Below are 20,191 nucleotides of genomic sequence, written 5' to 3'. Positions count from 1 at the left end.
CGGGCGCTCGAGGCGGCAGCCCTGGGGCCACGGTGGCGGCCCCAGGGTCATGTCAGCGACGACGGAACAGAGGCAAAGGCTCGTCGGTCGCGGCCTGGTAGGTCACCGAGAAATCCTTCAACCCTTCGAGCGCGGCCTCCGGATCCTTGTCGGCGCGTATCGCGAACGCATCGAACCCGCAGCGCGCCATGTAGAACAACTGGTCGCGCAACACGTCGCCGATGGCGCGCAACTCGCCCTTGTACTGATAACGGTCGCGCAATAGGCGGGCGTTGGAGTAGCTGCGTCCGTCCGTGAAGGCCGGGAAGTTCAGGGCGATGACCTGGAAGTGGTGCACGTCATCGCCGATCTCCTCGGCCTGTTCGTCGCTGTCCAGCCAGATGCCGAGGCCGCCGTCACGGGCTTTCAGGGCGTGGCCGTGGTCGCGCCACAGCTGCAACGGCACGATGTAGTCGTCGCAATTGGTCAGCTCGTCGAACGAGGCCTCCTTGGGCAGCAGGTGCCAGGTTTCGTCGACGATCTGCTGGTGCTTAATGATTCGCTGCATAGACGCGCTCCTTGAAGGGGTCGATGCCGATACGCTGGTAGGTATCGATGAAACGCTCGTCTTCGGTGCGTTTCTCGACGTACACGCCGATCAGCTTCTCGATCACGTCGGCCATTTCGTCCTGGGCGAAGGACGGACCGAGGATCTTGCCCAGGCTCGCATCGCGTGCCGCATTGCCGCCCAGCGAGACCTGGTAGAACTCCTCGCCCTTCTTGTCCACGCCGAGAATGCCGATGTGGCCGACATGGTGATGGCCGCAGGCGTTCATGCAGCCCGAAATGTTCAGGTCCAGCTCGCCGATGTCGAACAGGTAGTCCAGGTCGTCGAAACGGCGCTGGATCGATTCGGCGATCGGGATCGACTTGGCGTTGGCCAGCGAGCAGAAATCGCCGCCTGGGCAGCAGATGATGTCGGTCAGCAGGCCGATGTTCGGCGTGGCGAAGCCTTGTTCGCGCAGCTCCAGCCAGAGCGCGTGCAACTGCCGCTGCTCGACGTCGGCGAGGATGATGTTCTGCTCGTGCGAGGTGCGCAGGAAGCCGAAGCTGTAGCGCTCGGCCAGGTCGGCCACGGCATCGAGCTGCTTGTCGGTCAGGTCGCCCGGAGCCACGCCCGTGGGCTTGAGCGACAGGGTCACGGCCACATAACCGGGACGCTTGTGGGCGCGCGTGTTGCGTGAGCGCCAGCGGGCGAAACCGGGGTGTTCCTGGTCCAGCGCGGCGTAGTCGACGTCGCCCAGGGCCTGGTAGGCCGGGTCGACGAAGTGACGCGAAACGCGCTGCACTTCCGCTTCGGTCAAGGTGGTGGCGCCACCCCGCAGGTGGGCCATCTCGGCTTCGACCTTTTCGGCGAAGACTTCCGGTGTCAGGGCCTTGACCAGGATCTTGATGCGCGCCTTGTACTTGTTGTCACGGCGACCGTAACGGTTGTACACGCGCAGGATCGCGTCGAGGTAGCTGATCAGGTCCTGCCAGGGCAGGAACTCGTTGATGAACGCACCGACCACTGGCGTGCGGCCCAGGCCGCCACCGACCAGGACCCGGAAGCCCAGCTCGCCGGCGGCGTTGTAGACCGGCTCCAGGCCGATGTCGTGGACTTCGATGGCCGCACGGTCTTGTTTCGAACCGTTGATGGCGATCTTGAATTTGCGCGGCAGGAAGGCGAATTCCGGGTGGAAGGTGGTCCATTGACGGACGATTTCGCACCAGGGACGCGGGTCGACCACTTCGTCCTGGGCGACCCCGGCGAACTGGTCGGTGGTGGTGTTGCGCAGGCAGTTGCCGCTGGTCTGGATCGCGTGCATCTGCACGGTGGCCAGCTCGGCGAGAATGTCGGGGATGTCTTCCAGCGCCGGCCAGTTGAACTGCACGTTCTGCCGGGTGCTGATGTGGGCGTAGCCCTTGTCGTAGTCGCGGGCGATTTTCGCGAGCATGCGTGCCTGGGTGGCATTCAGCTGGCCGTAAGGCACGGCCACGCGCAGCATCGGGGCGAAGCGCTGGATGTAGAGGCCGTTCTGCAGGCGCAGAGGGCGGAATTCTTCTTCGCTCAGCTCACCGGCCAGGTAACGGCGGGTCTGATCACGGAACTGCTTGACGCGGTCCTCGATGATCCGCTGATCGTACTCGTCATATACGTACATAAAAGTCCTGTCTCAGGCTGCAGGCAGCTAATCGCGCGCACGGCCGCGCACTCCCGTTCGGAGCGGCGGGAAGATAGCATTTTGCGGATATGCGCTAAAGGGATGTTTTGGTATATGGAAAGAACCTTCAGGACTAAGGGAGGGGCGAGCGAGTTGCAAGTGGCTAGCTGCAAGTTGCAGGCAGATCGTCGGGGCTTGTGGGTAAGGTTCAGGTGAGAAGGTCGCCGTAGCGTGTAGCGTGCAGCTTTCTCCACCTCAAAAGACCTTGCTTGAGAAGTGGGCATTGTTGAACTTAACTCCCAGGGGCATGCATTCATACAATCACGAGAGGCAATGCCATGGGACATCCGACCAAGATGCGCAAGCCTGGAGCCAGTGTCGATACGTGGGCGATCGTGTGTTTGATCGTACTGGTGGTGGTGGCAGTGGTGTACTGGTTGAATTGAGCGAAGGCGTGGCGCACGGGCTGGACTGCACGATTGGCTGACAGATCAACGCAAACCCTTTGTGAGAGCGGGCTTGCCCGCGATGGCGTCCGGACCGTCGCCGCCTGCATCGCGGGCAAGCCCGCTCCCACAGGTCCGTGATCGCCTGTACTACTGCGATGTAACTACGGTGAGCGGCCCTAGTGTCGCGATCGGGTCTGAAGGGGCCATAGAGCCCCCTCGATACACCGTGCAGCTCCTGTCATTCCTGACGCTAGTTACCCTTCATACCCCAGGTTAGGCGCCAGCCACCGCTCGCTCACGCTCACGTCCTGCCCCTTGCGTGCGCTGTAGCGTTCGATCTGGTCCTTCTCGACCTTGCCCACGGCGAAATACTGCGCCTGCGGGTGCGCGAAATACCAGCCACTGACCGCCGCCGCCGGGAACATCGCGAAATGCTCGGTCAGGAACACGCCACTGGGGCCTGTCTCGCCGATCCCGGTGCCGTCGAGCAGGCGGAACAGGGTCTCCTTCTCGGTGTGGTCCGGGCAGGCCGGGTAGCCGGGCGCCGGACGAATCCCGCTGTACTGCTCCTTGATCAGCGCCTCGTTGTCGAGCTGTTCATCACGGGCATAACCCCAGTGTTCCTTGCGCACCCGCTCATGCAACCACTCGGCGCAGGCTTCGGCCAGACGGTCGGCCAAGGCCTTGACCATGATCGAGTTGTAGTCGTCGCCCTTGTCCTGGTAGGCCTTGGCGACCTCCTCGGCACCGATGCCTGCCGTGGTGATGAAGCCACCCACGTAGTCGGTGACGCCACTGTCCTTGGGGGCGACGAAGTCGGCCAGCGACAGGTTCGGCTTGTCGTCGGGCTTGATGGTCTGCTGGCGCAGGTGGTGCAGCGTGGCCAGGGTCTGGCCCTCGGCACCGTAGACCTCGATGTCGTCATCGGCGACCTGGTTGGCCGGCCAGAAGCCGAAGACCGCGCGGGCACTGATCAAGCGCTCGTCGATCAGCGTGTCGAGCATCTGGCGGGCATCTTCGTAAAGCGCCGTGGCAGCTTCGCCCACCACCTCGTCGGTCAGGATGCGCGGGAACTTGCCGGCCAGGTCCCAGGAGATGAAGAACGGCGTCCAGTCGATGTACTCGGCCAGCACCCGCAGGTCGATGTCGTCCAGGACGTGTACGCCAGTGAAGGTCGGTGCGACCGGCGCATGGTTCGCCCAGTCGAACCGGGGCTTGCGGGCGACGGCCTGGGCGTAGCTCAACCGCTCGGTGCGTGCACTGCGGTTGGCGGTGCGCTCGCGCACCTCCTGGTAGTCCAGGCGGGTCTTTTCGATGAAGCCCGGCTTGAGTTCCTTGGACAGCAGCTGGGTGGCCACACCGACGGCGCGCGACGCATCGGTCACGTAGACCACCGCATCGTTGGAATACTTGGGTTCGATCTTCACCGCCGTGTGCGCCTTGGAGGTGGTCGCGCCGCCGATCATCAGCGGCAGGTGGAAGTCCTGGCGCTGCATCTCGCGGGCCACATGGACCATCTCGTCGAGCGACGGGGTGATCAGGCCGGACAGGCCGATGATGTCGCATTTCTGCTCGCGTGCGGTCTGCAGGATCTTCTCGGCCGGTACCATCACGCCCAGGTCGACGATGTCGTAGCCGTTGCAGCCGAGCACCACGCCGACGATGTTCTTGCCGATGTCGTGCACGTCGCCCTTGACCGTGGCCATCAGGATCTTGCCCTTGGCCTCGGGCTTGTCGCCTTTTTCGGCTTCGATGAAGGGGATCAGGTGGGCCACCGCCTGCTTCATCACCCGCGCCGACTTGACCACCTGCGGCAGGAACATCTTGCCCGCGCCGAACAGGTCACCGACCACGTTCATGCCGCTCATGAGCGGACCTTCGATGACTTCGATCGGGCGCGCCGCCTGCTGGCGGCACTCCTCGGTGTCCTCGACGATGTAGGCGGTGATGCCCTTGACCAGCGCATGCTCCAGTCGCTTGCCGACCGGCAGCGAACGCCACTCCTCGTTCTCCACTTCCTTGGCCGCGCCGCCGCCCTTGTAGTCGTCGGCGATCGCCAGCAACGCATCGGTGCCTTCCGGCGTGCGGTTGAGCACCACGTCCTCGACGCGCTCGCGTAGCGCGGGTGGGATCTCGTCGTAGATTTCCAGCTGCCCGGCGTTGACGATGCCCATGGTCAGGCCGTTCTGGATCGCGTGGTAGAGGAACACCGAATGGATCGCCTCGCGCACCGGGTTGTTGCCCCGGAACGAGAACGACACGTTGGACACACCGCCCGAGGTCAGCGCGTGGGGCAGGTGGTCGCGGATGTAGGCGCACGCCTCGATGAAGTCGACCGCGTAGTTGTTGTGCTCCTCGATGCCGGTGGCCACGGCGAAGATGTTCGGGTCGAAGATGATGTCTTCCGGCGGGAAGCCGACTTCATTGACCAGGATGTCGTAGCTGCGCTGGCAGATCTCTTTCTTGCGCGCGGCGGTGTCGGCCTGGCCGACCTCGTCGAAGGCCATCACCACCACGGCGGCGCCATAGCGCTTGCACAGGCGGGCATGGTGCTTGAACTGCTCGACGCCTTCCTTCATGGAGATCGAGTTGACGATGCCCTTGCCCTGGATGCACTTGAGACCGGCCTCGATCACCTCCCACTTGGAGGAGTCGATCATGATCGGCACGCGCGAGATGTCCGGCTCGCCGGCGATCAGGTTGAGGAAGCGCACCATGGCCGCCTGGGAGTCGAGCATCCCTTCGTCCATGTTGATGTCGATCACCTGGGCGCCGGCCTCGACCTGCTGCAGGGCTACTTCGAGCGCTTCGGTGTAGTTCTCTTCACGGATCAGCCGGGCGAACTTGGCCGAGCCGGTGATGTTGGTGCGCTCGCCGACGTTGACGAACAGCGACTGGCGGTCGATGGTGAACGGTTCCAGGCCCGAGAGGCGGCAGGCCTTGGGAATGTCCGGAATGGCTCGTGGCGCATGGCGACCCACGGCCTCGGCGATGGCCTGGATATGCCCGGGCGTGGTGCCGCAGCAGCCGCCGATGATGTTGAGGAAACCACTGGCGGCGAACTCCTCGACCACTGCGGCCATTTCCGCCGGCGTCTCGTCGTATTCGCCGAAGGCGTTCGGCAGGCCGGCGTTGGGGTGGGCCGAGACATGGGTACCGGCCTTGGTCGACAGCTCTTCCAGGTAAGGGCGCAGGTCCTTGGCACCCAGGGCGCAGTTCAGGCCCACGGAAATCGGGTTGGCGTGACGCACCGAGTTCCAGAACGCTTCGGTGGTCTGCCCGGACAGCGTACGGCCGGACGCATCGGTGATGGTGCCGGAAATCATGATCGGCAGCTCGATGCCGTCCTCCTCGAACACCTGCTGCACGGCGAAGATCGCGGCCTTGGCATTGAGGGTGTCGAAGATGGTCTCGATCAGGATCAGGTCCGCGCCGCCCTCGATCAGGCCACGGGTGGCCTCGATGTAGTTCACCACCAGTTCGTCGAAGGTGACGTTGCGATAGCCCGGGTCGTTGACGTCCGGCGAGATCGAGCAGGTGCGGCTGGTCGGCCCGAGCACGCCGGCGACGAAGCGCGGACGGTCCGGGGTTTCCAGGGTCTTGGCGTCGGCCACCTGGCGGGCGATGCGCGCACCCTCGACGTTGAGTTCGTACACCAGCGATTCCATGCCATAGTCGGCCTGGGAAATCTGGGTGGCGTTGAACGTGTTGGTCTCGAGGATATCGGCCCCGGCGTCCAGGTAGGCCTTCTCGATGGCCGCGATCACATCGGGCTGGGTGAGCAGCAACAAATCGTTGTTGCCCTTCACGTCGCTTGGCCAATCGGCGAACCGCGTGCCACGATAGTCGGCTTCCTCCAGGCGATAGCTCTGGATCATGGTCCCCATGCCGCCGTCGAGGATCAGGATGCGCGTCTTGAGCGCGTGCTGGAGGGCGTGGTAACGAGCGCTGCGGTCGGACATGGGAACTACCTGGTCGGGCAAATATCAGAGGGGGCGGATCATAACAAAGGTGCGCGGTTTTTAGACGCTCCGCGCCTTTGTATGAATTGCGCTCATGTTCGACCGCTGTCATCCAGAGTCTTTTCTACCGTCATAATCTTTTTTTCAACAGGATGCCGGCCCATGGCGCACCGTTTACTTGTTCTTGCGCTGGCAACCCTGCTCAGCGGCGCCGCATTCGGACAAGCCCCTCAATCGAGTCCCACCATTTCCTACACCCGCGACATTCAACCGATCTTCACCGAGAAGTGCGTGGCGTGCCATGCCTGCAACGACGCGGCGTGTCAGCTGAACCTGGGGAGCGCCGAGGGCGTCGAGCGCGGCGCGTCGAAAATGCCGGTCTACCAGGGCGAGCGTAGCCAGGCGGCGCCGACCACGCGGTTGTTCGAGGACGCCCACGGTGAAGAGGCCTGGCGGCGCAAGGGATTCTATTCGGTGCTCGACGCCCAGGGTAGCCAGGCGGCATTGATGGCGCGGATGCTCGAGCTCGGACACCAGACGCCCCTGACCCCCAATGCCAAGATCCCCGATGACATCGCACTGGGGCTGAACCGGGAGAACATGTGCCCGATGCCGGTGGAGTTCGACGGTTACGTCGCCTCCCACCCGCGGCAGGGCATGCCCCTGGCCGTCACCGGTCTGAGCGACGCCGAGTACCAGACCTTGCAGCGCTGGCTGGCCGCCGGGGCACCGATCGACCACGATGCCATCGCGCCCAGTGCCATCGAGGCCCGGCAGATCGCGCAATGGGAAGGCCTGTTCAACCGCCCTGGTGCCCGCGAGGCGTTGGCGGCGCGTTGGCTCTACGAGCACCTGTTCCTGGCGCACGTGCATTTCGAGGGCGGTGAACCCGGCCATTTCTTCCAGTGGGTCCGTTCGCGCACGCCCAGTGGCCAGCCGGTCGATCCCATCGCCACGCGACGGCCCAACGACGCACCCGGCACCACGTTCTACTACCGGCTGCGACCGGTCCAGGGCGTGATCGTGCACAAGACGCACATCACCTACCCGATGAGTCCGGCCAAGCTGGCGCGGGTCGAGGCGTTGTTCTACGCCGGCGACTGGCAGGTCGACAGTGTGCCGGGGTACGGGCGGCAGCGCCGCGCCAACCCGTTCGAAACCTTCGCCGCGATTCCGGCGCGGGCGCGCTACCAGTTCATGCTCGACAACGCCGAGTACTTCGTGCGCACGTTCATCCGCGGGCCGGTCTGCCGTGGGCAGATCGCGACCGACGTGATCCGCGACAACTTCTGGGTGCTGTTCCAGGACCCGAACCAGGACCAGTACGTCACCGATGCCCGCTACCGGTCCCAGGCGACGCCCCTGCTGGCCATGCCTGGGCAGATCGACAACGTCACCAGCGTGCTGTCGCTGTGGCTGGCCTACCGTGACAAGCGCAACGCCTACGAGGCACTGCGCCGCGACACCTATGCCACGCTGCCTGCACCGGACTGGAACACCTTGTGGCGAGGCAACGAGGATGCCTTGCTGAGCATCTTCCGGCATTTCGACAGCGCCTCGGTGACCAAGGGGCTGATCGGTGACGTGCCGCAAACCTTCTGGCTGTTCGACTATCCGCTGCTCGAGCGCACGTACTATCAGCTGGCGGTCAACTTCGACGTGTTCGGCAACGTATCGCACCAGTTGCAGACGCGCTTGTACTTCGACCTGATCCGCAACGGCGCCGAGGTCAACTTCCTGCGCCTGATGCCGGCCACGAGCCGTGCCGACATGTTCAGCGACTGGTACCAGGACGGCGGCAAGGTGAAGAGGCTGTTCGACTACGAGGGCATCGACACCCAGACGCCGAGCGCACTGCACCTGCGAGCCCAGGATCCACGTCGCGACTTCGGCATGCAGCTGCTGCAGCGTTACGCGGCCATCGACGCCTCGCCCGACCCGATCAACCGGTGCCTGGGTGCGGCGTGCTACCGGCCTGGCATCGGCAAGGATTTCCAGTACGCCGAGCAGGCGCTGAGCCGCCTGGCATCGCGACCAGCCGGTGGGCTCAAGGTCATCGAGCGACTGCCGGAGGCCACCTTGCTGCGCGTCGAGGGGCAGGGCGGCCAGCGTGAGGTCTACAGCCTGCTGCGCAACCGCGCGCACACCAACGTGGCGTTCCTGCTGGGCGAGAGCTACCGCTACCAGCCAGCGCTGGATACCCTGACGATCTACCCTGGCGTCATGAGCAGTTACCCCAACTTCATGTTCAACGTGCCTGCCGACCAGGTGCCGGCCTTCGTCGAGGCCATGGAGGCAGCACGGGACGATGCCGGCCGGTTCGAGCGCATCGTCGAGCGCTGGGGCATCCGCCGCAGTCACCCCGAGTTCTGGCGCTATTTTCACGACATGGATCGCTACATCAAGGAGGTCGCGCCATTGGAGGCAGGGGTGCTGGACATGAACCGCTACGAGAACCTTTGATCGGTCCGGGGGAGCTTTTCGGGCAAGGCAGAGTCCCTAGAGGCGGGCGGCCTCTCTGGCGTCGGTAGGAACAGCGCCAGAGAAGGCCTGAATGCACCGACCTCAACGGGACATTTCATGCTGTATTCGCTTCAGGCTCTCCGGGCATTCGCCGCCTGGGTCGTGGTGTGCCATCACTTCATGCAGATCTTCTTCGATTTCCAGCCCAGCGGCCCCATGGGGCGCTTCTTCACCGAGCGCGGTGCGGTGGGCGTCGACATCTTCTTCGTCATCAGTGGGCTGGTGATCTACCTGTCGACCCGCGACAAGCCCATGGCCCCGCAACGGTTCATGCTGCTGCGCGTCCTGCGCATCGTGCCGGCCTATTGGTTCTACACCGGGCTCATGGCCCTGCTGTTGTTCAGCGCCAGCCGCTGGATGCCTCACCAGGTCTTCGACTGGCAGCACCTGGTGCTGTCGCTGCTGTTCATCCCAGCGGAAAACCCAGGGGGATACGGGCTGTACCCGACCTTGAACGTGGGCTGGACGCTGAATTTCGAGATGTTCTTCTACCTGCTGTTTTCCCTGGTGTTCCTGGTCCGTCAGCGCCTGCACCTGGTGCTGGTGGGCCTCGCCTTGCTGGTCGTCAGTGAGGGGTTGGCCCGGGCGGGCCTTGTGAGCCGGTTCTACAACAACGACATCATCTACGAGTTCCTGCTCGGAATCGGTATCGGTGTGCTCTATCAGCGTGGGCTGATTCGTCAGGGGGCGTGGTGGCCGCTGGCGGTCCTGACGGTCGCGTGCTGGGCCATCTATCACTTCGACGCCTCGCGGCGTCTGATGCATTGGGGGGTACCGAGCGCCCTGGTGGTGCTGGCCTTCATCGGGCTGGAGCGCTACTTCAAGGGCAGTCAGGTGCTCAAGGCGTTGGGAGATTGCTCCTACTCGGTGTACCTGATCCACGTGCTGGTGCTGTGGTCGGGCTGGTTCGTCAGCCAGCGGTTCGGCATCGATCCGTACCTGACGTTCGCCGTCTGCGTGCCATTGATCGGTGCAGCCTCCTGGTTGAGCTACCGATGGCTGGAATGCGGGGTCTATCGGCGAAGCAAGGCTTGGTGCGAGGCGCGTTTGCAGCCGACCGACGCCTTGGCGCTTTCCCGAGTCAAATACTAGGACTTTGTTGCATCGCCAGGTTGGCGTACACTGGAACGCAAGTCTGTGAGGAACCTACATGAGCGCAATAACCATTACCGACGCCGCCCATGACTACCTGGCCGATCTGCTGTCCAAGCAGAACACGCCCGGCATCGGCATTCGCGTCTTCATCACCCAGCCAGGCACCCAGTACGCCGAGACGTGCATCGCCTATTGCAAGCCGGGTGAAGAAAAGCCCGACGACGTCGCCGTGGGCTTGAAAAGCTTCACCGCGTACATCGATTCGATCAGCGAGCCGTTCCTGGAGGACGCGCTGGTCGACTACGCCACCGACCGCATGGGTGGGCAGTTGACCATCAAGGCACCGAACGCCAAGGTGCCGATGGTCAATGAAGACAGCCCGCTCAACGAGCGCATCAACTACTACCTGCAAACCGAGATCAACCCCGGTCTGGCCAGCCACGGCGGCCTGGTGAGTCTGGTCGACGTGGTCGAGGACGGCATTGCGGTTCTGCAGTTCGGTGGCGGCTGCCAAGGCTGCGGCCAGGCGGACGTGACCCTGCGTGACGGGATCGAGCGGACCTTGCTCGAACGCGTACCGGAACTCAAGGGCGTACGCGACGTGACCGACCATACGATGAAAGAGAACGCGTACTACTGAGTCTGTCGGCGCGGCACAGGGTCGCAGCCGGCGGCGAGGGGCGCACGTTCATGCAGTGCCCGCGCCGATGCCCGCTCGCCAGGTGCCTCACGTCCTGCATGGGCCTGGTAGCGCCAACGGGCCTGGTATCAAGCGCTTGCAGCGGCCCTGCGCGTGGTCTGTGGCATGACGGTGCCGCCTTTTCGAGCCCGCGTCAGCCTCAGCCCCCACGTGCTGGCGCGATGGCACAGGCATTGATCGGACAAGATTTTAATGAACCCTCGGCGTGTGCGGAGAACCAAAGAGGTACACGTACACCGGAGACTCATTCATGGAAATCGGAACGATCTGGATCATCCTCGCTGCGGTTCTCATCCTGCTTCAGATCTGGGCGATCTGGCACATCATCGGCAGCGATCGTCGCGCGGAGCGCAAGATGCTCTGGGTGGTGTTCGTGGTCTGGCTGCCCTTCATCGGTTTGATCGCCTGGGCCATTCGCGGCCCGCGCGCGGTCAAGGGCAAGGATGTGCTGGAAGAGAAGTAACCTCCATCCCGGGGCCGCGTCGCGGCCCTTCGTGTCTCTACCGTTCCGACGTTCCGACCATGGCCAGGGCCTTGGTCGCGATGTCGCGTGTCAAAGCATCGGCGCTCAGAGAGCGACCGAGCCGCAGCGCCTGGCCTGCCCACAGGTTGCCGAAGTCGCTGTTGCCCTGGGCATCGCCTGCGACGCGCAATGGCATCAGTGCGCCACCCGCCAGGGGAAACGCCGGTGCCAGCGGGCTCATGGGGCCCAGTTCGCGCATCACGCGATTGACGATGCCGCGTGCGGGGCGGCCGGTGAACAGGTTGGTCAACGCCGTCTCACTGGCCGAGGCACTGTCCAGTGCTCGACGGTGGGCCGTCGACACGTTCGCCTGCGGGCTGAACAGGTAGGCGGTACCGATCTGTACGGCCGAGGCCCCCAGCGCCAAGGCAGCGACCAGGCCGCGGTGGTCGGCGATGCCTCCGGCGGCGATGACCGGGACGCTCACTGCATCGACCACTTGAGGTACCAGGGCGAAGGTGCCGATCTGGCTGTTGACGTCTTCGCTCAGGAACATGCCCCGATGCCCACCGGCCTCGTAGCCCATGGCGATGATGGCATCGCAGCCATGGGCCTCGAGCCATCGTGCTTCCTCGACCGTCGTGGCGCTGGAGAGCACCTTGGCGCCCGTGGCCTTGACGCGCTGCAGCAAGGCAGGTGCAGGGAGGCCGAAATGGAAGCTCACGACCTCGGGACGGTGCGCTTCGATGACGGCGCAGCTGGCCTCATCGAAAGGCGCGCGGCTGGACACGGGCGTCGCGGCCGAGAAGTCGAGGTCAAGCTCTTCATAGTAGGGCTTGAGCGCCTGCTTCCAGCGCGCCTCGCGCGCCACGTCTGCCGTTGGCGAGCGGTGGCAGAAGAAGTTCAGGTTCAGCGGGCCCTGGCAGGCCGCCCTGAACGCGTCGATCTCCTGCTCGATCAGGGCCGGGCTCAGCATCGCGCAGGGGAGTGCGCCCAGTCCGCCGGCGTTTCCCACCGCGATGGCCAGTGCCGCGCCGCTCGCTCCGGCCATGGGCGCCTGGAGAATGGGCACATCGATGCCCAGCTGGTCGAGAAGACGGTGGTCTGGCCAGGTACGCATGGCAGGCTCCTCGCGTGATTACAGGGCCTTGCTGACGACGATGTCGCTGATCTGCTCGGCCTCGTCGCCGTGCAGCTTGCGCAGCGCTTCACGGGCCTGCTCGAGCGAGGCGTCGGTCATCAGCGCGAAATCCCAGCGGCGCATGCCGTCGAGCGTGTACTTGATCACATACTTGGTGGTCTGGGTCATGAGGCGTTATCTCAGTTGCGACGAGGAGCGACGGACGATCTTGATCTTATGGGTGAACGCCGGCTTGCGGGTTACCGAGATCGGCCGGGTGGTGACGGTGTCCAGGGTGATGTTCCAGAAACCCGTGCTCGGCACGGTGATCTTCGCCGGGAAACGATCGAACGCGCCACCGTGATAGGTATGACGGCCGCCATTCTTGAAGCTGCGGAAGTTGGCGTCGTTCATCAGGCGAATGTTGCAGCGCTGGGAGCACTCGATGACGACGATGTCATCTTCGTTGAGGTGCTCGCGCTGGTGGATGAATTTCATGAAGGGCTCCGCAAGGTAAAGGTTCTGCAAGCGCGCACGATACCACGATGTGCCGGGCGGTTGCCCTGCGTCATGGCAGGCGGACAAGTATCTGTGGCAGCGCCGGGAGCAAAACCGCCCGGTCACGGTCATAAGGGTTTTTGCGGAGAACTCGAATCCCATGAAGTGGATCGTCGCCGGTTTGGCACTCGCGCTGGGCGGATGCGCCAGCGTCTCGGAACTCGAACAGTCCCATGAAACGATGGACGTCATGTCGGGCAAGACGCCGCGGCAGTACGCCGAGTGCGTCAAGGCGCACCTGGCCAATGAACGGGGCCCGTTGCAGGAAGAGGTCAGGGGTGAAGGGCTGCGGCTGATCGTGCCACAGAAGCTCGCCGCGGGCGCAGGACCGGCTGCCTTGCTGGACATCGACAAGAAGGGTGAGGGCAGCAGCATCAAGGTGCACGAACGGCTGAGCAATTTCCCGCTGCGGCCCGGTGATGTGCGTCACGCGGCCACCGAGTGCATCTCGGGCACGTGACCGATGAGGGTACGCGCGTACCGGGTCGACCGAGACGCGCGAAAATATTTGCGCGCCCTAATGTTCAGCGGCCCATGGAACTATCTACACTACCAACGCCTCTATCACGAAATCGAACGAGCGCAGCCAGGCATCGTAGGGCGACCGATGCCTCATGAGACTGCGCCGATTTCACACCGCCGAGCCCCACTAAGGACGTATATGATCAAGAAATGCTTGTTCCCGGCTGCCGGCTACGGCACACGCTTCCTGCCTGCGACCAAAGCCATGCCCAAGGAAATGCTGCCGGTGGTCAACAAGCCGTTGATCCAGTACGGCGTCGAAGAAGCACTGGATGCCGGGTTGAACGAAATCTCCATCGTCACCGGTCGCGGCAAACGTGCCCTGGAAGACCACTTCGACATCAGCTACGAATTGGAAAACCAGATCAAGGGCACCGACAAGGAAAAATACCTGGTCGGTATTCGTCGCCTGCTCGACGAGTGCTCGTTCTCCTACACCCGTCAGACCGAGATGAAGGGCCTGGGCCATGCGATCTTGACCGGTCGTCCGCTGATCGGCGACGAACCCTTCGCCGTGGTCCTGGCCGACGACCTGTGCGTCAACCCAGAAGGCGATGGCGTGCTGACCCAGATGGTCAAGCTCTACAACCAGTTCCGCTGCTCGATCGTCGCCATCCAGGAAGTCGATCCGCAGGAGACCCACAAGTACGGCGTGATCGCCGGCGACATGATCCGTGACGACATCTTCCGCGTCACCAACATGGTCGAGAAGCCTAAGCCCGAAGACGCGCCGTCGAACCTGGCGATCATCGGCCGCTACATCCTGACCCCCGACATCTTCGACATCATCGGCGAAGTCGAGCCGGGCAAGGGCGGCGAGATCCAGATCACTGACGCACTGATGAAGCAGGCCCAGAACGGCTGCGTGATCGCCTACAAGTTCAAGGGCAAGCGGTTCGACTGCGGTGGCGCCGAAGGCTACATCGACGCGACCAACTTCTGCTTCGAGAACTACTACAAGACCGGCAAGGCTCACTGAGCCGGGTCGGGCAGCGGGTGAGGTTCGCCCGCTGCACCCAGTGACAACACACGCCACCTTCGGGTCGAGAAGAGGCGGTTCGGGCAAGAGGCAGTCGCGCGGGTCAAGGCCGGCGTGTACCTCGGGCCTTGCAACTGCCCACTCGATGACCCAAGGTGGCGTTTTCGTGAGAGGTGAGACGTGGCCTACGATTTTGATCTGTTCGTGATTGGCGCAGGGTCCGGTGGCGTGCGTGCCGCACGCTTCGCCGCCGGGTTCGGCGCCAAAGTGGCGGTGGCCGAGAGCCGCTACCTGGGAGGTACCTGCGTCAACGTCGGGTGCGTGCCGAAAAAACTGCTGGTGTATGGCGCCCATGTCGCCGACGAGCTCGAGCAGGCCGCCGGTTATGGCTGGACGCTCGAGGAAGGGCACTTCGACTGGGGCACCTTGATCGGTAACAAGAACCGCGAGATCGAGCGGCTCAACGGCATCTACCGCAAGCTGCTGGTCGACAGCGGCGTGACCTTGCTCGAAGGCCATGCCCGCCTCACCGGGCCGCACGAGGTGGAGGTCGACGGCCAGCGGCACACGGCCGAGCGCATCCTCATCGCCACCGGCGGGTGGCCGCAGATGCCCGACATCCCGGGCAAGGAACTGGCGATCAGCTCCAACGAGGCGTTCTACCTCGACACGCTGCCCAAGCGCGTGCTGGTAGTGGGCGGTGGCTACATCGCCGTGGAATTCGCCGGCATCTTCCATGGCCTGGGTGCCCGGACCAGCCTGCTCTACCGGGGCGAGCTGTTCCTGCGCGGGTTCGACGGCTCGGTGCGCCAGCACTTGAAGGAGGAGCTGGAGAAGCGCGGCATGGACCTGCAATTCAACAGCGACATCCAGCGCATCGACCGCCAGCCCGACGGCAGCCTCAAGGCGACCCTGAAGGATGGCCGGACGCTGGAGGCCGATTGCATCTTCTACGCCACCGGCCGCCGGCCGATGCTCGACAACCTGGGCCTGGAACACACCCAGGTCGAATTGGACGAGCGCGGCTACGTCAAGGTCGATGAGCAGTACCAGACCACCGAACCGTCGATCCTGGCGATCGGCGACGTGATCGGGCGCGTGCAGCTCACGCCCGTGGCCCTGGCCGAAGGCATGGCCGTGGCGCGTCGTCTGTTCAAGCCCGAACAGTACCGTCCGGTCGACTACCGGGGCATCCCCACGGCCGTGTTCAGTCAGCCACCGATCGGTACCGTCGGCCTGACCGAAGAAGAGGCACTGGACGCCGGACATGCCCTGAAGATCTACGAAAGCCGGTTCCGACCGATGAAGCTGACCCTGACCGACGTGCAGGAAAAGACCCTGATGAAGGTGGTGGTCGACGCCGAGACCGATCGGGTACTGGGTTGCCACATGGTCGGCCCGGATGCCGGCGAGATCATCCAAGGCCTGGGCGTGGCGCTCAAGGCTGGCGCGACCAAGCAACAGTTCGACGAGACCATCGGCGTGCACCCGACCGCAGCGGAAGAGTTCGTGACCTTGCGTACCGCTTCCCGCGAAGTGGGTGCCTCGAAACTGGCCTGAGACTCGCCTCGGTTGCCGGGAGTGAAAGGACGGCTCACCCATGACTACACCGTCGTGAGACTGGCTGTACGACCCTGTGGGAGCAACTGTCCGACCGCATGGGCTGATGTGTGGGCCCTGCGGGCCCAATCGCGGCACTGGGGCCGCTCCACCCGTAGTCACACCGCGATAAGGCAGGGCATTGCGGTCCGTGTGGGAGCGGGCTTGCCCGCGATGGCGTCCGATCCGGCGCCGCCTGCATCGCGGGCAAGCCCACATTCGCCGCGATTGGGTCCGCAGGGCCCGCGAAGGCTGTAAACCATGTCCTTCAGCATCAGGGAGGGGGTCTACGAAGAAACGGCCCGTGCGAAAGTCTCTCTGAAACGTTGCATGTCAGTGTCGTCGCCAACGCTGACACGCATCCAGTGCCGCCAGCTGGGCCAGACACGGCCCACCATGACACCTGCCGCTGCCAGGCGCTCGACCACCGGTTGTGCCGGCTGGCGCAGGTCGATCATGAAGCAGTTGGCCTGCGAAGCCGTGCAGCGCCAGCCTCGCTCGCCCAGCCAGGTAATGGTTTCTTCGCGCAAGCGCGTGTTGAGCGCCTTGCGCGACGGGACCAGCGCCTCGTCTTCCAGGGACGCTTGCCCTGCCAGCAGCGCCGATACGTTGGAAACGTTGTAGCCATCGTGAACTTCCAGCCGCTCGAGCAAGGGCGTTTGCCCGAGGGCCAGCCCCAGCCGTGCCCCGGCCAGGCCGTAGAGCTTGGAAAAGGTCTGAAGCACCAGCAGCTCCGGGTGGCGCGCGATCAGGTCGACGCAACTGAGGGCATCGCTGAAATGGATGTATGCCTCGTCGACCACCACCACGCACCCTTCCGGCTTGTCGCGTAGCAGGCGTTCGATGTCGGCGCGGGGCGTGAGCGTGCCGGTGGGGTTGTTGGGGTTGCAGACATAGATCAATCCAGCCTGGGCATCCGCTGCCAGCATCGCATCGACGTCATGCGCGTGCTGTCGGTTCAGGGCAACGGCATGTACCGTGGCGCCATGGCGCGCGGCGGCCTGGGCGGGCTCTTCGTAGGACGGGTCGGCCATCACCAGGCTGCGGGGTCCGGTGAACGCCAGGACGGCATGCTGCAGCGCCAGCCGGGAACCGCCGAAAACCTGCACCTGGCTGGCCTCAAGGCCCTGCTGTGCGGCATAGATGTCGATCAGCCGATACTGCGCGCCGTACGGGTAGCGCCCTGCCTGGACGATGCCGTCTTGCATGGCGCGCCGCGCCGCCGCGCTCGGGCCCCAGGGGCTTTCGTTGTAGTTGAGCAGAACCGGCGCAGACGGGCGCCTGTCGACGGACGGCGCCGACCAGGCCAGGCGCGGCAAGGTCGGCAGTACCAGGCCGAGCCCCATCAATGAGCGGCGAGAGAGGAAGGCCATGGTGCGCGTCCTTGTGTTCATGGGCTTACCCAGAAAACGAGGCAGGACGCGCTGGATTTAGGCACGGTCACGGTGCCGTCGACGTGGCATCCTCCTGGGCCGTGCCAGTCGCATGGCTGTTACCAGGATGCGCTCACGGTGCGTCGGCGCGCGTGTCCGACAAGGACGGTACCTCAGGGTGCAGCCGTGGCAGGGTGAACCGGAACGTGCTGCCCAGGCCGGGCAGGCTGCTGGCTTCGATGCTGCCACCATGGGCTTTGATGATCCCTTGGGTGATGTAGAGCCCCAGCCCCGTACCGTTCGGATTGCCCTCGCGGCCCGTCCAGTAGCGGTCGAACACGTACGGCAGCTGATCGACCGGTATGCCACGGCCCGTATCGCGCACGGTGAACGCGACGACGTCGCCGCTGGCCACTGCGCTGACCTGCACCACGCCTTCGGCATCGGTAAACTTGATGGCATTGCCCACCAGGTTCGACAGCACCTGGAACAAGCGCTCGGGATCGGCATCCACCCAGAGCCCTGGCTCGGCCTCGAAGGTGACCAGAACCGATTTGAGCACCGCCAGGGGCGACAGCAGTGTCTGCGCTTCCTCGAGGATCTGCGTGACGTCCAGCGCGGCCGGCGTGATCACGTAGCGCCCTGCCTCGATCTTCGAGGTGTCCAGCAAGTCGTCGAGCAGGGCGTTCATGCGGCTGGTGGCCTGTTGCATGGTGCCGATCGCCGAGGTGATGCGCCGCGAGGCATTGGAGCCGTCGCCGCTGAAGGCCTTCTGCATCATGCCGCACAGCATGCCGATCACCGTCATGGGGTTGCGCAGGTCATGCGAGACCACGGCCACCAGGTCATCGCGGGCGCGCACTGCCGCCTGCTCGCGCAGCACTTGGTGCGACAGGTCGATCTCCAGGGCCCAGCGACGCAGTTCGTTGGCGGCGAATCGATCGCCGTGGGACCACATGCGCGAAATGCCTTGCATCTCCACCTTCCACAGCTCGAACGACGTACGCGGACGCAGGCGTAGCGTGCCGTCGGACGGATCCAGGTGCATCGGCTTGCTCGGGTCGCCGCTCCAGGACAGCGTCTCCTTGACCTCCGGGCGAAACCAGAGGATGCCATTGGTGACGGGCTTGGGCAGGGTCAGGGCCAGTACGCCACTGGCTTGAAGCCGGTAGGCCCTGGCCGGTGCGAAGTGGCTGCCCAGCTCGTCGGTGTCGAACACGGGCATGGCCTGCTGCGCGATCCACTGGTGCAGTTCCCGGACCAGGGCCGGCTCGGGGCAACGCCCGGCCATGTGCAACTGCTGGTCCTCGATGATCGCCACGCCGTCGGCATCGACCAGTGCCATCAAGGCCTCGGTATGCTCGCCCAGCCCCTCGAACACCGTACCTGCGCTGTGGCGCATGGCCTGGGTCAACCCAGCCAGGTTATCGAGCTTGGACTCGCGCTCGGCGGACAGCTGCAGCGCCTGCATGGCACTGATCTGCAACGACAGCACCTGACCGATGGTCTTGCACGCGCCACGCAGGTCGCTGGGCACGTGCAGGGGGGTACGGTGGCCACAGGTGATCAGGCCCCAGAGACGACCTTCGCAGATCAGCGAGATGCTCATCGACGAGAGCACGTCCATGTTGCGCATGTACTGGCAATGGATGGGCGACACGCTGCGCAGCGTCGCGAAACTCAGGTCCAGAGGGGCCTCGGTGTCCGGCCTCAGGGCGGGCAGGACAGGCACTGGCGTGTAGTTGGCGTCCGGAATGATGCGCAGCCAGTTGCTCAGGTACAACTGACGGGCCTGGGCTGGAATGTCCGAAGCCGGGAAGAACAGGCCCTCGAACAGCTCCATGCCGGGCGAGGACGCCTCGGCAATCACCTGCCCATGGCCTTCGGCTTCGAAGCGGTAGATCAGCACGCGGTCGTAGCCGGTCAGTGCCTGCACCTCGTTGACCGCCAGTGCGTACAACGCGTCCAGGCCAGGGGCGGCGTGCAAGCGCTGCAGCAGGCGGTCGAGGTGGTGGTGTGGGTCACGTTTGCCCGGGGCCAGCACTTCGAGTTCGAGGATCAACAGGCCGTCATGGCGATGGACGAAGCCTTCGAAGCGCGTGCCGTTCACGTCCATGCGCAACGGTTGCAGGCGCTCGGCCAGGTTCAGCGCGACCAGCTCACGCACGTCATCGGCCAGCACCGGGCCAAGCACCTGGGCCAGTGGCCGGCCCAGAGCCTGGTCCACGGGAACGCCCAGCCGTGCCTCGACGTTCGCGCTGATCTGCACGATGTGCAGCGCAGGCTCGCTGAGCGTCATCAATACGCCGTGAGGCTGGATGGCGCCGGGGTACTGGATAGGCTCGTTGGCGCAATTGGCCAGGGCTTGTTCGAAGGAAAGGTTGTCCAGAAGGCTCACCGTGCTGTTCTTTCGGCCCTGTTCAGGGACGTGGGAAGAGTAGGAGGTCATGGTCGAAGGCGGAGTGCACATGAGCGCCTTCTCTCAAGGGTGTCGGGCAGTGGTAGGCATGGTGACGTGAACGGTCTTGCGCGAAAGGGCAAAAGCGTCGGGGACCGTCCTGGCTGACCTTGGCATCGTACAGCAATGTCGCCCATGATCAGATGCTTTTTCTGACGGCGTATCACAGGTCGTTTCTGCCCATGGCACACTGTCCCTCCCTCCCAC

The 20,191-nt window shown here is 64.3% G+C and carries 15 protein-coding genes; 7 read left to right on the top strand and 8 right to left on the bottom strand.

Annotated features, from left to right (window positions below; all coding sequences use genetic code 11):
• Nucleotides 1-52 precede the first annotated feature (52 nt).
• From G7007_RS10560 to metH, 3 genes are all read right to left on the bottom strand, one after another.
• Complete coding sequence (locus tag G7007_RS10560; RefSeq protein ID WP_181101587.1) at nucleotides 53-547, bottom strand: DUF934 domain-containing protein; 495 nt, start codon at nucleotides 545-547, stop codon at nucleotides 53-55.
• Nucleotides 531-2,183: a nitrite/sulfite reductase gene (locus tag G7007_RS10555; RefSeq protein ID WP_181101585.1), complete on the bottom strand. Its 1,653-nt coding sequence runs from the start codon at nucleotides 2,181-2,183 to the stop codon at nucleotides 531-533. The genes G7007_RS10560 and G7007_RS10555 overlap by 17 nt, the downstream gene beginning before the upstream one ends.
• A 703-nt stretch (nucleotides 2,184-2,886) precedes the next feature.
• Nucleotides 2,887-6,594, bottom strand: a complete 3,708-nt coding sequence (metH, locus tag G7007_RS10550) for a methionine synthase (RefSeq protein ID WP_181101583.1) — start codon at nucleotides 6,592-6,594, stop codon at nucleotides 2,887-2,889.
• 162 nt (nucleotides 6,595-6,756) lie between these two features.
• Here metH and G7007_RS10545 point away from each other — a divergent pair, with 162 nt between their 5' ends.
• The 4 genes from G7007_RS10545 (at nucleotide 6,757) to G7007_RS10530 (ending at nucleotide 11,375) form a co-directional block, all read left to right on the top strand.
• Nucleotides 6,757-9,057, top strand: coding sequence for a fatty acid cis/trans isomerase (locus G7007_RS10545; RefSeq protein ID WP_181101572.1), 2,301 nt, complete (start codon nucleotides 6,757-6,759; stop codon nucleotides 9,055-9,057).
• A 117-nt stretch (nucleotides 9,058-9,174) separates the two neighbouring features.
• The gene (locus tag G7007_RS10540; RefSeq protein WP_181101570.1) at nucleotides 9,175-10,209 is read left to right on the top strand and encodes an acyltransferase family protein; all 1,035 of its coding nucleotides are present in this window, start codon (nucleotides 9,175-9,177) and stop codon (nucleotides 10,207-10,209) included.
• Between the two features lie 58 nt (nucleotides 10,210-10,267).
• Nucleotides 10,268-10,852, top strand: a complete 585-nt coding sequence (gene nfuA / locus G7007_RS10535; RefSeq protein ID WP_060393154.1) for a Fe-S biogenesis protein NfuA — start codon at nucleotides 10,268-10,270, stop codon at nucleotides 10,850-10,852.
• A 310-nt stretch (nucleotides 10,853-11,162) separates the two neighbouring features.
• Nucleotides 11,163-11,375 carry a PLD nuclease N-terminal domain-containing protein gene (locus G7007_RS10530; RefSeq protein WP_060393155.1) on the top strand — a complete coding sequence of 71 codons (213 nt, stop codon included), beginning with the start codon at nucleotides 11,163-11,165 and terminating at the stop codon, nucleotides 11,373-11,375.
• Nucleotides 11,376-11,412: 37 nt separating this feature from the next.
• On the opposite strand, the gene G7007_RS10525 is transcribed toward G7007_RS10530, so the two are convergent.
• From G7007_RS10525 to G7007_RS10515, 3 genes are read right to left on the bottom strand one after another with little or no spacing between them, the layout of a single operon-like run.
• The gene (locus tag G7007_RS10525; protein ID WP_181101568.1) at nucleotides 11,413-12,495 is read right to left on the bottom strand and encodes an NAD(P)H-dependent flavin oxidoreductase; all 1,083 of its coding nucleotides are present in this window, start codon (nucleotides 12,493-12,495) and stop codon (nucleotides 11,413-11,415) included.
• An 18-nt stretch (nucleotides 12,496-12,513) separates the two neighbouring features.
• Nucleotides 12,514-12,684: a hypothetical protein gene (locus G7007_RS10520; RefSeq protein WP_181101566.1), complete on the bottom strand. Its 171-nt coding sequence runs from the start codon at nucleotides 12,682-12,684 to the stop codon at nucleotides 12,514-12,516.
• 6 nt (nucleotides 12,685-12,690) lie between these two features.
• Nucleotides 12,691-12,993 carry a DUF1883 domain-containing protein gene (locus G7007_RS10515; protein WP_060393157.1) on the bottom strand — a complete coding sequence of 101 codons (303 nt, stop codon included), beginning with the start codon at nucleotides 12,991-12,993 and terminating at the stop codon, nucleotides 12,691-12,693.
• A 160-nt stretch (nucleotides 12,994-13,153) separates the two neighbouring features.
• On the opposite strand from G7007_RS10515, the gene G7007_RS10510 reads away from it, so the two are divergent.
• The 3 genes from G7007_RS10510 to gorA all read left to right on the top strand — a co-directional run bounded on the left by G7007_RS10510 (nucleotide 13,154) and on the right by gorA (nucleotide 16,114).
• Complete coding sequence (locus G7007_RS10510; RefSeq protein ID WP_181101564.1) at nucleotides 13,154-13,513, top strand: hypothetical protein; 360 nt, start codon at nucleotides 13,154-13,156, stop codon at nucleotides 13,511-13,513.
• Between the two features lie 201 nt (nucleotides 13,514-13,714).
• Nucleotides 13,715-14,554: a UTP--glucose-1-phosphate uridylyltransferase GalU gene (galU, locus tag G7007_RS10505; protein WP_060393159.1), complete on the top strand. Its 840-nt coding sequence runs from the start codon at nucleotides 13,715-13,717 to the stop codon at nucleotides 14,552-14,554.
• Nucleotides 14,555-14,734: 180 nt separating this feature from the next.
• The gene (gene gorA, locus G7007_RS10500) at nucleotides 14,735-16,114 is read left to right on the top strand and encodes a glutathione-disulfide reductase (protein ID WP_181101562.1); all 1,380 of its coding nucleotides are present in this window, start codon (nucleotides 14,735-14,737) and stop codon (nucleotides 16,112-16,114) included.
• Nucleotides 16,115-16,440: 326 nt separating this feature from the next.
• Here gorA and ptaA read toward each other — a convergent pair whose 3' ends face one another.
• Both ptaA and G7007_RS10490 read right to left on the bottom strand, forming a co-directional pair.
• Entirely contained in the window at nucleotides 16,441-17,526 is a 1,086-nt protein-coding gene (ptaA, locus tag G7007_RS10495) for a pyoverdine biosynthesis transaminase PtaA (protein WP_181101560.1), read from the bottom strand.
• 133 nt (nucleotides 17,527-17,659) lie between these two features.
• Nucleotides 17,660-19,924: an ATP-binding protein gene (locus G7007_RS10490; protein ID WP_308852293.1), complete on the bottom strand. Its 2,265-nt coding sequence runs from the start codon at nucleotides 19,922-19,924 to the stop codon at nucleotides 17,660-17,662.
• Nucleotides 19,925-20,191 lie beyond the last annotated feature (267 nt).

It is taken from the genome of Pseudomonas entomophila (assembly GCF_013523125.1).
Taxonomy (GTDB): domain Bacteria; phylum Pseudomonadota; class Gammaproteobacteria; order Pseudomonadales; family Pseudomonadaceae; genus Aquipseudomonas; species Aquipseudomonas entomophila_B.
Note: the sequence above shows the minus strand (reverse complement) of the source record. Positions and strands in the feature narration are given on the sequence as shown.